We start from the raw sequence: 13,742 nt of genomic DNA, 5'->3' as shown, positions 1-13,742 counted from the left end.
TGGTCAACTACGACAACTTCGCAATCCGCCCCGAGGTCCTTGACGCATACGCCGTTCGTTGGTACTTTCGGTTTCAGTTGAGTTCCCATGCAACATGCTTCATCCGCGGCGCGAACATCGCGGACGAACCGACGCGCGCCGCACGAGATGAGTATTTCGATCGCGCAGCGAAAAGCTCGACATCACGCCCCCGCTTAGCCGCACAATTGCACTCTGGCTTCTGGGATCCAGATTTTCCGATCGGTGCCGCAGGAGTTCGATTTACACCAGCCTGGGAGCCGTTGCTACGCCGACCGTGTCAATGTCGATATGGCCACAGGAACCCGCCCATGGGCCAATCGAATAGTCGCTCCACACCGGATCACCAAAAAACAGCGGATTAGTGACGGGACCTGAGGTCGGTGAAATGGAGCTGCATGCGTAGCAGACGAAACTCCCCCACCTGGCTAACACTAAGCCAAGTGTCGGAATGTCGAATTTTGCTTGATTTTCGACACCCCTCGGCTTCTCTAATGCCAATATTTTTTCTTGCTCGTCTTCCCAATACCAGGATTGAAGCTATTCGTCGGGTCCAGCTGCCTCATTTGCGCCTCGTAACCTTCAGAAGCGTGGTACAGGTGGCCGACGTTATGCTCCGCGGGGTATTTTGCACCGCGAGTTTCAAGGTATGCCAATACCTCTTTCTTGAAGAGAACGGCGTCGTATCCGGGCTTCAGGATGTAGTCCTGGTGATTTACAAAGCAGAAAAAGTGTCCGCAGCAAGAGTCCAGCAGGACCTGCTCTCGCAGGTGAGGCGGCAACTTCAGGCGCCACTCAGTGTCATTTCGACGTAGTGCCACATCAAATGCAAGCAACCTTTCGTTGGTGTCAATTCCGTGACTTTCGCAGTAGCAGATGGTGCAGGCACCGACGGTGAATCGTACAAGAAACGCGTCGCGAGCTTCGTCCTCGTTACATTTGAAGTACTTCCCTGTGCGAGTTGCAAAAAAGCGTTCGAGAAGTGTAGCCATCTCCGCTGCATCGCGCTCATCCGCCTTGATCACCAGGTGGTGTTCATACAGATCCAAATAGCTGGGGATGCGGTCAGCCAGACCAATTGGAGTGAGTGCGTTGGAGATCTGGATTGCCTTGTCCACGGTGTTTTCGGGAAGCAAGGGAACGCGCTTAACCAATCTGTCCCACCTCGCCTTTTGTGCGATCAATTCCGGGATCTTCTCAGGACCTAGGCGCCGGATCGCCTTGTAGATGTGTTTCCCGTAACGAATCGAGAGATCCAGCGCGCCTCTATGAATGTACTCCGCCTGGATCGGCAGTTGAGACAAGCTTGTCAAAAGGAAATGACGGAGCTGGACCAATTCAGATTCGTCGTTAGTTCCAATGTAGAAGGTGGTGGTATTCGCCGGGGCATCAAAGGTAGGCAAGCGAACGGCAAAGACCGCAAGTTTTCCTGCACTACCGGCGCTGTCGTGCAAATATTCCGGATTCCCATTGTAACGAGCCGGACTATCCGCAGTTACGTCACGAAGATTTTTTGCGTAATCTTCCGCCCACAACTTTCCGTCCCAGTCTGGCGAATCGCCCGTCGTGTACTGACGTGAAGCGAGGTTCTCGAGAATGGTTTTCGGATCCCGTCCTAGCTTGATTCCGAGATTGTTGACGAGTTGAAGCTTTCCACTCGTGTCGATCCTGGCGAAAAGGGATTTTTCAGTAAAGGCCGGCCCCCGCCGAATCAACGAACCGCCGGAATTATTACAGATTCCACCGATAACCGATGCGCCGATACATGAAGAACCAATGACAGAATGCGGTTCTTTATTGTATGGCTTAAGGGCATTTTCCAACTCAGTCAACGTTGATCCAGGGAATGCAATGACTTGCCTCGCGTCATCAATGATTTGAAGTCCGCCAAGACGCCGAGTGCTGACGATTATCAGATCTCTATCGTAATCGTCGCCGTCTGGAGTCGAGCCTCCGGTGATGCCGGTGTTCGACGCTTGCATCAAGATGATTACGTCATTCGCAACACAAACCTCAAGAACCTGCCAAAGTTGCAGTAGCGTGCGGGGCAACGCAATTGCGAGCGCTTTGCCGTGTCCAACCCGAAAACCCTTGGTATAAAAAACCTTCTCGTCTTCACCAGTTAACAGATCCGTTGCTGCAACCACACTTCGCAGCTTACTTAGTACCTCTTTACTTGACATATCCATGCTCCATGCTGTTCAAGGCTTACCCCTTTTGATTGGAGCCACCTGACTTCTAGTAAAATCCGTAACTACGTTAACCGATCGTGACCGGCCACAATCAATTGCCCGGTCAGTGCAGCCGATCCAAACCCGTTCAAGTACACAGTCGTCCTGACTCGGCGACACATTCCCCGTCTGCGGCGTTCTGACGTCAGCTTCAGAAATGCTCGCCGCTTTCGCTTATGTCGGCATCTGCTTGACAACCAGCGGGCCCGAGAGCAAACCAGGCAGACGGCGCCCGACGTGAGGCAGCGATCACGCGCACTACATCCAGGCCGCTCTCGCAAAAAAAGACGAAATATCCCATATCGAAAATCCGGAATGGCGATCGACTATATTATAAGTAGTACATAGCTATAAAAAATAATCCATGCAAGGTTCATTTCCGTTGCCATGGTGCGTTCCGCAGGCGCAATGGTAAGTACAAGTCGCAGCCACTTTCAATAGCGAAAAAGTGACGCCTACGATTCTGCTACTGAAGCGCCAACCGGGGAATATCCAGCCGGCCTGGGTTTGAGCGATTTCCATTCTTTTTTCGCCGCAAAATTACCCAAAGCGTAAAACACCTTCTCAGCAATGGAAACAATGCTAAAAGAAACGCTTTCGCGCTCGCGAGCATTGCTCGTGACGGACGCATTCTTCAAATCAAGTTCAGGCTGCTATCTGCTGAACTCCACCGGTAGGCGGGTGTCGGCGAGCTTCTCGCGAAGCTGGACACCGGCGCCTCCGCGCGCAACGCGGAAAACGCTCAACGCGAAAAAGATTTTTGACATGCTTGCCGGCGGCTGCGGCCCCGCTGGCGCGGCGGCTGCGATCGACGCGGCGCACAAAGACATTCGCACCGGCGTGCCCGCCGAACGCTTCGGCGGTCAGGTGCTCTACACGATGGCGATCGAGACTTCGTATCGGTGCAGGAAACGGAAGGACTGAGTTTCGCGACCGCGCTCGAGTAGCACGTGCGCGCCTACGACGTCGACATCATGAATCTGCAGTGCCGAGATGCTCGTGCCGGGTGTGAAGACCGTTGAGATCGGCACCGCAAGCGGCGCGACGCTGCGCGCTAAAAGCGTGGTGCTCGCGACGGACTCGCGCTGGCGCTCTCTTCAAGGGCAAGCGCATGGCGGTTAATTGCAAGCGAGGAGCCTCCATCCGGAGTCCCGCCGAAATACCACTGAGGAAGATCAAGTAAGCGTCAATTTTTAAATCGGTATTAACACCTGGTTTGTTCGATTCTTTAGCGAACATATTGCGATTTGTCTACTGCCAGGGAAATTCATTACCTCGAAAGCGCCTTTATCGCCCCTCTGCTTGGTCCTAGACTTCACGTGTGTCTCCGGATCGGCGCGAAACATGCCCGGTATCAACCTATCTACTTTGGCCAATGATTGCACGACATCATGAAAGACATTGAATTGGTTCATCACACCGTTGAGGCAAACGGCATTCGTCAGCACTATGTAGAAGCAGGCGACGGACCCACGGTCGTCTTGCTTCACGGATTCCCCGAGACCTATTACGCGTGGCGTCATCAGATTCCCGTGCTCGCGCAACATTTCCGTGTGATTGCGCCAGACTTGCGTGGCTATGGGGCAACGGACAAGCCCGCGGCAGGATATGACAAACGCACGATGGCAAACGACCTGCTTGCCCTGCTTGACAAGTTGGACATCAACCGTATCGCGCTAGTGGGCCACGACCGAGGCGCACGAGTAGCGACGCGCTTCGCTAAGGACCATCCGCACAGACTTGACCGCCTCGTTGTGATGGATAACGTTCCGACGCGAGTGGTCGCTGAGCGGCTGAATGCGCAGATTGCAAAGGCGTACTGGTTCTTCCTGTTCCACCAGGTTCCCGATCTTCCGGAAGCACTGATTGCAGGCAACGAGCGCGTGTGGCTCCGCCATTTCTTCACGGACTGGTGCTACGATCCAACTGCAATTAGTGGCGATGCGTTCGAGGAATACGTTCGAGCATACCAGGCTCCTGGTGCCGTCCGTGGAGCAATGTCCGACTACCGAGCGAACGCCGAAGACGTCGCGCAGGACAAGGTTGACGCACATGTGCCCATCAAGGTGCCGACGCTGGCGCTTTGGGGTGCCGAATTCTACGCCGTCGGTAAAATGTTTGATATGGCCGAGGTATGGCGCTCCATGGCAACCGACATACGGACATACGCAATTGCGCAGGCGGGACACATGCCGCAGGAGGAGCAGCCTAAGATTGTCAATGCCCAACTGCTCGATTTTCTGCAGAGTTGGAAAGGATAGCTATCGACTCAAAACGCCGCGCTAGAGCATGATATTCATTTTTATCAAGGAATATTACTCTATTGTTTCGCAACGTCCGATGTAGTTACACATAAGCCAGTGACCACATTGGACCAGATTCAAGACATCGTCCCTGCCGCCACAGCAGCATCCCAACAGGCGACCGTCGCGCAATCCAGAATTACCATCAAGGCAGTGCTGATCCTCGAGAAACTGCTCGGCCAGTACCTGAGCAACGTGCACCTATCGACGCCTATCCGTGGCGTTTCTTATTCGACGACGTAAATGCGTGCAATCACAAAATCCTGGTTGCAGCTGATCTACGTATTTACAGGATGAACACCATGCAAACACCCTGCTCCTGTAGTTCCGAACTCGGTGAGTCGTCAGTTAGCGGAAAAATCACCAACTCGCGCCCTTCTTTCTCAAACATCGGCAGACTGCCGCAAGTCGCACCGCTCTATAGCCTGCAAGTTGGCGCCGCAAAGGTAACCGTTATATCTGACGGCACTATTCCTCTCAATGCGCCCACACTGATCTCCGGCAAAGATACGGCGACATTGGAGAAGCTGTTGGCCAAGGCATTTCTTTGCGGGGAGGTCGAGACGTCGATTAACGTCTACCTGATTGAACTGAATGACCGTAAGATTCTTGTCGATACGGGTGCCGGAGAACTGTTCCGCCAAATTAACGTCGGCGGAAAACTTTTCACGCGTCTCGAGCATACAGGGCTTGGACCTCAAGACATCACCGACATTTTAATTACGCACATTCATGTGGACCATTCAGGCGGTCTCACGATGGCAGGCGAGCGAATGTTCCCGAATGCACTTGTACATGTCGGCAAGCCGGACGTCGATTTCTTTCTTGACCCGGAACAGGCGGCCACATCCGCATATCGGCCGGATGCACTTCCGTACACATTCGAGCAAGCAGTACTAACAGTTAAACCCTATGCGGAGTCGGGTCAACTGCGCCCTTTCGACAAGACCACTGAGATTGTCCCCGGCATTACGGCGTCACTCCACCCGGGACACACACCTGGCTCAGCTTTCTACGCACTAACCAGCGAAGGCCAAACCCTCGTGTTTGTCGGCGATATCGTTCATATTGCCGCACTGCAATTTGCCGAACCTGAATTCACAATCGCGTTTGACGTGGATCCCGCCGGCGCGGTGGAGAGTCGCAGATCAGCCTTCGCCGAGTTCTCTCGCACGCAAGTGCTCGTCGCCGCCCCGCATTTGCCTTATCCGGGTGTCGGACATATTCGTCCAGATGGTGACGCTTACGCGTGGGTACCTGAATCATTTATGGACCGCGAGTGATCGCGGAAACAGCGCAACAGTATCGGCTTCAGCGCCCAAAACCTGCACGGTCAATCTGCTATAGAAAGCCCTGGACGATTTTCAAATCAAACTCACCTGATGGCAGCCAGGTGGGTGCAGGCTAATGACACGCCAGAGCATGAGATGAAAGTGAAAGCAAAGGTTGTCCTGACAGATTGCGCCTGGGATTCCATCGACATTGGAAATCGCATTCTCGGGGAGATCGCAGACAGCCGCGACACGCTGGCCGGCCTGCAATCCGGTGCACCGGGAGAAGTGCGCCGTGTCCTCGAAGGCCAGTGGCCAATCAACTTCGTCAATTCTGCTGTGCGTGGCAAAGAAAAAACCGGGCTGCCCTGTAACGATCTTCCAGCCCCTAACTTGGAGAGATACAAAATGAAGCTTTGTCGCTATGGCGAATTTGGCGCGGAAAGGCCTGCGATTTTTGACGAGCAAGGTGCACTGCGCGACCTGTCCGGCTACGTGTCCGACATCACGCCTGCGCATCTTTCGGCGAGTGAGCTCGAAAAATTGTCAAAAATTCGGCTGTCCGAGCTGCCTCTCGTCCCGGGAAATCCCCGCATCGGCGCACCCGTATCTGGCATCTCGAAGTTCATTGCTATCGGTCTGAACTATCGCGACCACGCCGAAGAGGCTGGCATGGCCATTCCCACCGAGCCCATCATCTTCATGAAGTCGACGACGTCCATCGGTGGCCCCAACGACGACATCGTCGTGCCTCCGCACTCGACGAAGCTCGACTGGGAGCTCGAACTCGGCGTTGTGATCGGCAAAAAGGCGCAGTACATCTCCGAAGAAGAAGCTCTGGACTATGTCGCCGGCTACTGCGTGGTGAACGACGTATCCGAGCGTTCCTTCCAGCTGCAATCCTCCCAGTGGGACAAGGGCAAGGGTTGCGACACCTTCGGCCCGATTGGCCCGTGGCTCGTGACCAAGGACGAAGTGCCCGACCCGCAAAACCTGAACATGTGGCTCGACGTCAACGGCGAGCGTCGTCAGGGCGGTAACTCCAGGACCATGATTTTCACGGTCAAGGAACTCGTTGCCTATTGCAGCCGCTACATGACGCTGCTTCCGGGCGATGTGATTACCACCGGCACGCCCCCGGGCGTCGGCATGGGTATGAAGCCCGAACCGACCTACCTCAATAAAGGCGACGTTGTTACGCTCTGGATTGAAGGACTCGGCACCCAAAAGCAACTGATCGTCGAGCGACAGGTATAAGACAGACCCCTCCGTTATCCGCCAGAGATAACGGATAACGGAGGATTATCAGGTAGGAGACCCCATTCATGCATATACCTATGATTTCCTGGCATCCCATACCCACGTGGTAGGTCCGGTTTACATACGCCCGCTGACGGCGTAGTACGTCAGTACCCTCTTCGCAATCTCCAACGGACGCTCTGATCTTCACACTACGCAAGGAACAGAGTTCAGAGCATAGAGAAGGATGGAAACTATGGTTCTCAAGGGCACGCCACGCGACATGAACAAGTGGAGGGATGTACTCCTCGACCCGAATGCCAGATTCCCCGGCGAGTCGAATGAATACCGCCGCGCACGTAGTGAGCTGTTAGAGGCAGAATTAGAGCTCAAAGAGCTGAACGAGCGAGTAGCCGCCATGCGCCGGGCACTCCCTGCGGGCGGCCTGATCAAGGAGGACTACGTCTTCGAGTCTGCCGACAATGGAAGCGAGGTGAAGCTGTCGGAACTGTTCGAGCCGGGCAAGAACTCACTGATCATTTACCACATGATGTTTCCGCGCTGGTCACAAGACCAACGAGCGGGAGCCCCAGGAGGCAAGACTGCCGAGCTGCCGCTTGTCGAGCAGCCGTGTCCGTCTTGCACATCGATTGTCGACGGGCTCGAGGGCGCGGCCTTTCACGTTGCCGAGCGAGCCAACCTCGTCGTCGTCGCGAAGACTAGCCCTGAACGGCTCGGCACCTACGCACGTGAACGCGGCTGGCACAATTTGCGCCTGTTGTCCTCGCGGAACAACACCTTCAACCGGGATTACCGCGCTGAAACGCCAGACGGCGGGCAGCGCGCCTCCTTGAACGTATTCTCCCGCGACGCGGACGGAATCCACCACCACTGGGGGAGCGAAGCGACGTACAAGCGCGGCGATACCAGCTCGTTCGATGCGATCTGGACAATCTACGGTGTTCTCGATCTGACGCGCGAAGGACGCGGAGAGGGCGGGGGCTTCCCCAACCTGCAGTACTAAGGAAGTCTTTGCACTTCTGTTCGTATCGGTTTGAGTGGCCCTGGAACAGGGTCGCTCTGACCCCGTGGGCATGGCACCGCATCCACGGTGCACATCGGTGTGCGCGTGCGTCGTGATCTTCCACGCCGCACGCGCCGAAGTCTATCTCCGAATACTGCGGTCTCCCGCTCGCCGCCGCCTCCGGGTCACGCCTCGTGACAAATGATGATCAAGCGCGCTATGACCGTTGTCGCCGGCCCAACCCATCGCAAGCTACAAACGGCCCGGACGCGCATGTCGGCAACGCGAGCGCACCATGGCGCTTGTCTTCTGGTCGCCACGGTGTTGGCCCGCACTGGCCACGGAGCTACGTTGAAAGGAACCGTCGCATGATGCCTCCCCCCTGGCTGCTGGGCATTCTGACTGCGCTCATGCTGGTCGTCACGGCAGTAAGCACGATCCGCCTCGGAGCCGCCAAGTTACCAGCCAACTGGCTTTCAGCTGTTAAGCCAGGCGGGCCTTGCTCGTCTTCGCGGTGTTCAGATGGAGCCGATACTGACATTGCGTATCTGTTGATGGGTGTCGCGATGACGGGAATGCTGGCACCGAGCATTAGAACTCTGCCGTCACACGCATGGGAGGCGATCTTTGGCTTGCTCACTGTGTGGTTCGCATGGCGCTTTTTAGCCGATACCAGGGTGAACGGCCTGCGGTCTCTGGCGAGCGTGCATCGCGCTGCACATATGTTGCACTGCGCGGCCGCGGTCTACATGTTCGCCGCCCTCACGATGACTGACGACATCTGCAGGGGGGGAGCGGAAAGCAGCAGCACGGTACAGCCGTTCAAACTTCCGACTCTGGCGCTCGCGTTTATCCTTGTCTGTTGCGGGGCTTGGGACATACTCGCTCAACTGCCGGGTCGACACTACAGTCTCCGGAAAATATCAGTTGGCGCCACCTCAGCCCGCAGCACAGCACCGACGGTAGCGTGTCGTGTCGCCATGAACGTGAACATGGCAGTGATGCTTCTCATCATGAGATGATCGGGTCGATCAGACCGACCGCAGGTAGTCGTGCATAGAGCTTGATGGGCGCGTTTTGTCAGGTTTGCGACGGGCATCAGTACCGCAAAGATTACGAGATGAAGCCTTGCGAGCGTCATGGGTAAGCGCTCGTAATCTCGCGCGGCCCGGCGAAAGCAATTCAAGCGACCGAAGCTGCGCTCTACCACCTAGCGGCGCGGCCACAGCACGAATCTTTTTTTCGCCTCCGCCAACTTGATCACCTCAAGCTCGATCCCCTCGTCAAGCGCGGCCTGCGCGGGTTCGCCGCCTGCATATCCCCGATCGGCGAACGCCACGTTAACCGTCCGGCGTGTGGCCTGCCGGCATGAAAATGTGAACGGGTGGCGGTGTTGTGCAACTTCGGAGAATTGCACAGAGTTTAAATTGCAGTTCTCAGATGCTATGGGGAAGGCTCACGCCTTCCTCATCGGTCCGCTCAAGCACCTCGACGCGTGTTATCACATCCTTCAGCGAATGCGAAAGCGTCTCCCGCAGATGGTCGAGTATTGTCCGCACTTTCGCATCGAGGAATCGTCGAGACGGATACACTGCAAATACGGTGAAAGGACGCAGGCGGTATTGCGGCAGCACACGTATGAGCGCACCAGATTCAAGGTCATCCACCACAGAGTACGTAGCAAGCGCACCAATTCCCGCTCCGGCCAGTAATGCTGCACGCATTGCGTCAGGCACATTCGTCTGGAGGGGCGACTTCGGGATATTCAGTAGATGCGACTCCTGTCCGCTTTCGAGATGCCATTCGTTTGGTGGTGCCACCGGCGAATCGAACTCGATGAGCGTGTGAGACGCGAGATCGTCTCGTGTACGCGGTGCACCATTGAGCTTAAGGTAGCCCGGCGAAGCTACCATTATCGAATAGGCTGTGCCGAGCGGCTGCGCAACGTAAAGTGAGTCGGGAAGTTGTGTTGCGGAGAACAGTGAAAGATCGTAGCCGTCCTCGACGAGGTTCGGCATGCACTGCTCGATCTTCAGTTCGACCTGGACATCGGGGCAGATTACCTGATAGCGTGCCAGCGCTGCGGCGACTAGGCTTTGCGCGAGCCCGGGTGCGCAGTGTAGCCGCAGGCGGCCCGCAGGCGAATGGCTAGCGTTGCGCACGTCTTCCGCAGCAGCGTCAAAATCCGCAAGGATCGCTTTTGCACGTTCATAGAAGCGTCCGCCGGAATCTGTCAACGATAGATGGCGCGTGGTCCGGTGCAAGAGGACCGCCTGCAATTGCTCTTCTAGAATATTTACGGCGCGTGAAACCTGCCCGACAGTCATATCGATTTCCTTCGCGATCGCCGTGAAGGAACCCTTCTCGACCACACGGACGAAGATCCGCATATTGCTAACAAGATCCGCCATATTGTATTGTTCCTTACCAGTTCGCTTCCAACGATCTATGTATTGCCACTACACGCACGTCGCCTGTTGAATTTTGAGTATGGGGGGAGAAAGCACTGACGGTCACTCCCTCAGGTTCCCTCGGTTTTTCGCCTTCCGCGGGCCTCGGGTTATGCAGCCCTATATTTGTCCGCCGAGCCACGAGCTAGTCTTGCGTGAACGAAGTTGGAATTTTCAGTCGCATGGCCGTGAGCGCGACGTGACGTCAGTTGTGGCTCGCCTAAATTGCGCTCGCTGCCGTGCTTACAGAACGGGTAGCGCGTTCTTTTTCGATGCGCGCCGTCACGTCCCGCGCGACCGCCGCCGAACCAAGCGCCGTCCCATCCAGGGCCTTCACCAGCGCGAACGTCATTTCGACGTAGAGCTTGCGTCCGCTTTTGTGTGTCGCGCGGGTCAAGGTTGGCCGTCCATGCAGTCTCGTCGTACCGTTCGCGATTGCCGTCCCGAATCCCGTCGAGTGCGCGGCGCGTAGGTGCTCGGGGATGATCAGATCAAGCTTTCTGCCGACCGCCTCGTTCGCGCTGTAGCCGAACAGTGTCTCAGCGGCACGGTTCCACCGTGCGATCGTTTCCGAGCAGTCCGCAAAGATGACGGCGTCGGATATCTGTTCGATTACCAATTCGGCCAGCGCAGGAGTGTAGTTCATGATGTCGTTTCCTAGTGGTTGCTTCAATAATCGACAGGCGTACCATCATGCCCCCAGCCAACGTCACGCCGCGTAGGACAAAGGGTGCGACGGTCGCTGGAAAAGGCATGCAGGCGCCCATCCCGCAAGCCAGACCACACCCCGGTACTGCATCTCCGCGCAAACATTGCTTTCCGTTAACGACATGAAATATCCGATCGGCTTTTAGACATTGGACGCTTGATGACTGTGCGGCGTGACGAGAACGCGCTCGACTTCGGTGGCCCAGGTCCTGTCTCCAGTAGAGTGAGCCAGCATATTCGCACCAACCATCGCGGCGAATACCACGACAAGGTCTTCGGGCGACAGCGAGCATGAAGGATCGACATGCGCGATGTCCGCGAAAGTCGTGAATAGCTGCTCGACACCTTCACGATAGGCCTGACTCAAACCTTCACTCGCACGAGGCGGAGCTGCATCTTGCCCAAGAGCGACCATGGGGCAAGTCTTCTCGATAGGCTTGCTAGCGAAGTAGTACGAGACGAGCCGCTTGAGCGTACCGGTTACGGCCCCTTTGTGCGATATCGTCTTCGCTCTCCAGTTTTCAGCGGACCGTGCGAACCCTGACGAGCAAGCCTCGGCTATCAGTGCGTCTTTCGAGGCAAAGTGATTGTAGAAACCACCGGGCGTCATGCCCACGCGTGCCATGATCTCTGAGATGCTGACCGCGGCAACACCTAGGCCACGCATGGTCGCCGCAGTTTCATCAACGATGCGTTGGCGGTTCTTGTCCGCCTGTTCGCGATTCGAACGTCCCATAAAGAGCTCCTTCGATATTCGAGCTGGGAAACCGGCCTATCCGCATTTCCACACTGTTTCAGTTGGACCCCGATTGTAGGCGTCAGCACGTCGCATATCCCGGACATCTGACACCTCAAGCAAAACTCGCCGCTCACGCGCGACTCGCACGTGAGCGGGCTCAAGGGACCGGTACGACGGCGCGCCGCCTAGTCGACTGCGCTTCCGGAAGTGTCGATGCGAATGGCGCGGCTGTTCAAGGCTTCCAAGCACGTACATACCGAGCAAGATCACTCAAAGGGGCACACAAAACCTTGTCAGGTATCACGAAGCGCGGATAGAATAAATTATACTCGACATTTATTTTTTCGATCGATACTGGGCTGCAGGCTGGGTATGCTCCGTTCACTTTCTGGAATTTGCGATGGTCACTTACGAGCCTAAACTTACTGCCGTATTGTGTGTCGATCTCTACAACGACTTCCTTAGCGAGGGAGGCAAGCTTTTTCCTTGGGTTAAGGACATCGCGAAGGAGAACAACATGCTAGAAAACCTCCGCACCGTTGTCCGGACGGCAAGGGAGGTGGGTATCTCGATCTACCATGTTCCGCATCATCGATGGGAGTCGGGTGACTATGTCAACTGGAAATACCCGTCCCCCTATCAACTTGGCGCTGCCGAACGGCAAACCTTCGCAAAGGGAACGTGGGGGGGCACCTTCCATGACGATTTCCAGGTGCAGCCCGGTGATATCGTCGCGACCGAGCATTGGGCTTCAAGCGGCTTTCCGAATACGGATCTTGACCATCAACTCAAACGCTACGGAAAGGAGAAGATCATTTTGATTGGCCTTCTCGCAAATACGTGCGTCGAAGCGACTGCGCGAATCGGTATGGAGTTGGGATATCACGTAACGCTGGTACGCGATGCAACTGCTGCGCGCTCAAAAGAGGCTCTACACGCCGCACTGAACATTGACGGACCGACATACGCTCACCAGATTCTCACCACTTCTCAGCTTGTGGAAGCGATGAAAACGTCCGCTCAGTGTCGGTAACACAATGGCTTTACGACCTGCGAGCATATGATTGGGCACGCGTATGAGAGCAACGCAACGCGCGTATCGACACTTCGCTCAAAAGTGTTGGCCATCAACGCTAGCCTGACCGCCAATCACGTCGAACGGGCTGGCAGGGCCGTTTCGCTACCACCATTCGAGGAGGCTCAAAAGCTGGGAGATCCGCAGGTGGAAATGGATGGGCATCTCGTTGAGGTACCGACCTACGCGGCAGCGAAGCGCTTGCTCAGCCGTGCAGAGCAGTTTGGGTTAAGACCTCGACGGTGATCTACATCTCGTGGGGCGGGCGGATGATCGACTGTTCCGGCACAGAAGGTCGTCGCTCGCTTTGTGTCAGCCGATTGATCAATTTAATTGCGTCATGCTTGGGTGAATGCACTTTCAAGTCGGTTGAAGAACCGATCGTTCCAAGCGCGAAGCACGGTTGGGGTGACATCGCGAGGAAAGTCGTCAGGTACCTTCATCACTTTCGCCTCTCCTCGAATTCCCTCCACTGGCATGATGATGCTGGTCACATACCGAATTCCTTAGACCGTCTGGCCTTGTCAACCAATGACCTGCTAATGAATTCGCTCACTTGCTCCACGGTGCCTGAACCGAAATCGTTGGACGGATTGGTGACGCGAATTCGAGAGAGGGGCTTACCCGCCCTGGCGAAGGTGTTTCCGTTGGCGGCATTGCCTGAGAACGACAGTTGCCTTTCAT

Annotated in this window: 12 protein-coding genes and 3 pseudogenes; 8 read left to right on the top strand and 7 right to left on the bottom strand. The window is 55.9% G+C overall.

Annotated elements, in window-relative coordinates; all coding sequences use genetic code 11:
- Window positions 1-509 precede the first annotated feature (509 nt).
- On the bottom strand, window positions 510-2,201 hold the full coding sequence (gene dld / locus AYM40_RS22995; RefSeq protein WP_063498552.1) for a D-lactate dehydrogenase: 1,692 nt from the start codon (window positions 2,199-2,201) through the stop codon (window positions 510-512).
- A gap of 728 nt (window positions 2,202-2,929) precedes the next feature.
- On the opposite strand from dld, the pseudogene AYM40_RS42610 reads away from it, so the two are divergent.
- The 7 genes and pseudogenes from AYM40_RS42610 to AYM40_RS43770 form a co-directional block, all read left to right on the top strand.
- A pseudogene (locus AYM40_RS42610) lies at window positions 2,930-3,347 on the top strand (FAD-dependent oxidoreductase); the annotation flags it as partial.
- A 293-nt stretch (window positions 3,348-3,640) separates the two neighbouring features.
- Window positions 3,641-4,510 (top strand): alpha/beta fold hydrolase, encoded by an 870-nt coding sequence (locus tag AYM40_RS22985; protein WP_063498550.1) that lies wholly within the window; start codon window positions 3,641-3,643, stop codon window positions 4,508-4,510.
- Between the two features lie 108 nt (window positions 4,511-4,618).
- Window positions 4,619-4,795 carry a hypothetical protein gene (locus AYM40_RS41490; RefSeq protein WP_158515314.1) on the top strand — a complete coding sequence of 59 codons (177 nt, stop codon included), beginning with the start codon at window positions 4,619-4,621 and terminating at the stop codon, window positions 4,793-4,795.
- Between the two features lie 59 nt (window positions 4,796-4,854).
- Complete coding sequence (locus AYM40_RS22975; RefSeq protein WP_063498548.1) at window positions 4,855-5,835, top strand: MBL fold metallo-hydrolase; 981 nt, start codon at window positions 4,855-4,857, stop codon at window positions 5,833-5,835.
- Window positions 5,836-6,231: 396 nt separating this feature from the next.
- Complete coding sequence (locus tag AYM40_RS22970) at window positions 6,232-7,080, top strand: fumarylacetoacetate hydrolase family protein (RefSeq protein WP_063500632.1); 849 nt, start codon at window positions 6,232-6,234, stop codon at window positions 7,078-7,080.
- Window positions 7,081-7,318: 238 nt separating this feature from the next.
- Window positions 7,319-8,086, top strand: a complete 768-nt coding sequence (locus AYM40_RS22965) for a DUF899 family protein (RefSeq protein ID WP_201788178.1) — start codon at window positions 7,319-7,321, stop codon at window positions 8,084-8,086.
- 368 nt (window positions 8,087-8,454) lie between these two features.
- Complete coding sequence (locus AYM40_RS43770; protein WP_082855246.1) at window positions 8,455-9,108, top strand: DUF5134 domain-containing protein; 654 nt, start codon at window positions 8,455-8,457, stop codon at window positions 9,106-9,108.
- A 74-nt stretch (window positions 9,109-9,182) separates the two neighbouring features.
- On the opposite strand, the pseudogene AYM40_RS22960 reads toward AYM40_RS43770, so the two are convergent.
- The 5 genes and pseudogenes from AYM40_RS22960 to AYM40_RS22945 all read right to left on the bottom strand — a co-directional run.
- Window positions 9,183-9,452 (bottom strand): annotated as a pseudogene (locus AYM40_RS22960) (transposase); the annotation flags it as partial.
- Between the two features lie 70 nt (window positions 9,453-9,522).
- The gene (locus AYM40_RS22955; RefSeq protein WP_063498547.1) at window positions 9,523-10,497 is read right to left on the bottom strand and encodes a LysR family transcriptional regulator; all 975 of its coding nucleotides are present in this window, start codon (window positions 10,495-10,497) and stop codon (window positions 9,523-9,525) included.
- Window positions 10,498-10,756: 259 nt separating this feature from the next.
- Window positions 10,757-11,182: a PAS domain S-box protein gene (locus tag AYM40_RS22950; protein WP_063498546.1), complete on the bottom strand. Its 426-nt coding sequence runs from the start codon at window positions 11,180-11,182 to the stop codon at window positions 10,757-10,759.
- 52 nt (window positions 11,183-11,234) lie between these two features.
- Window positions 11,235-11,353 (bottom strand): annotated as a pseudogene (locus AYM40_RS42605) (oxidoreductase); the annotation flags it as partial.
- 33 nt (window positions 11,354-11,386) lie between these two features.
- The gene (locus tag AYM40_RS22945) at window positions 11,387-11,980 is read right to left on the bottom strand and encodes a TetR/AcrR family transcriptional regulator (protein WP_063498545.1); all 594 of its coding nucleotides are present in this window, start codon (window positions 11,978-11,980) and stop codon (window positions 11,387-11,389) included.
- A gap of 403 nt (window positions 11,981-12,383) precedes the next feature.
- On the opposite strand from AYM40_RS22945, the gene AYM40_RS22940 reads away from it, so the two are divergent.
- The gene (locus AYM40_RS22940) at window positions 12,384-13,016 is read left to right on the top strand and encodes an isochorismatase family cysteine hydrolase (protein ID WP_063498544.1); all 633 of its coding nucleotides are present in this window, start codon (window positions 12,384-12,386) and stop codon (window positions 13,014-13,016) included.
- A gap of 380 nt (window positions 13,017-13,396) precedes the next feature.
- Here the strand turns inward: AYM40_RS22940 and AYM40_RS41485 are convergent, their stop codons facing one another.
- The gene (locus tag AYM40_RS41485) at window positions 13,397-13,552 is read right to left on the bottom strand and encodes a hypothetical protein (RefSeq protein ID WP_158515313.1); all 156 of its coding nucleotides are present in this window, start codon (window positions 13,550-13,552) and stop codon (window positions 13,397-13,399) included.
- Between the last annotated feature and the right edge of the window lie 190 nt (window positions 13,553-13,742).

The sequence above is a fragment of the Paraburkholderia phytofirmans OLGA172 genome (genome assembly GCF_001634365.1).
Classification (GTDB): Bacteria; Pseudomonadota; Gammaproteobacteria; order Burkholderiales; family Burkholderiaceae; genus Paraburkholderia.
Note: the sequence above shows the minus strand (reverse complement) of the source record. Positions and strands in the feature narration are given on the sequence as shown.

Bases quoted from the DNA above. Each gene is read 5' to 3' on its own strand.
- AYM40_RS22975 (WP_063498548.1), top strand. From the start codon at position 4,855: ATGCAAACACCCTGCTCCTGTAGTTCCGAACTCGGTGAGTCGTCAGTT.
- AYM40_RS43770 (WP_082855246.1), top strand. From the start codon at position 8,455: ATGATGCCTCCCCCCTGGCTGCTGGGCATTCTGACTGCGCTCATGCTG.
- AYM40_RS22950 (WP_063498546.1), bottom strand. From the start codon at position 11,182: ATGAACTACACTCCTGCGCTGGCCGAATTGGTAATCGAACAGATATCC.
- AYM40_RS22940 (WP_063498544.1), top strand. From the start codon at position 12,384: ATGGTCACTTACGAGCCTAAACTTACTGCCGTATTGTGTGTCGATCTC.
- AYM40_RS22945 (WP_063498545.1), bottom strand. From the start codon at position 11,980: ATGGGACGTTCGAATCGCGAACAGGCGGACAAGAACCGCCAACGCATC.
- AYM40_RS22970 (WP_063500632.1), top strand. From the start codon at position 6,232: ATGAAGCTTTGTCGCTATGGCGAATTTGGCGCGGAAAGGCCTGCGATT.
- dld (WP_063498552.1), bottom strand. From the start codon at position 2,201: ATGTCAAGTAAAGAGGTACTAAGTAAGCTGCGAAGTGTGGTTGCAGCA.
- AYM40_RS22965 (WP_201788178.1), top strand. From the start codon at position 7,319: ATGGTTCTCAAGGGCACGCCACGCGACATGAACAAGTGGAGGGATGTA.
- AYM40_RS22955 (WP_063498547.1), bottom strand. From the start codon at position 10,497: ATGGCGGATCTTGTTAGCAATATGCGGATCTTCGTCCGTGTGGTCGAG.
- AYM40_RS22985 (WP_063498550.1), top strand. From the start codon at position 3,641: ATGAAAGACATTGAATTGGTTCATCACACCGTTGAGGCAAACGGCATT.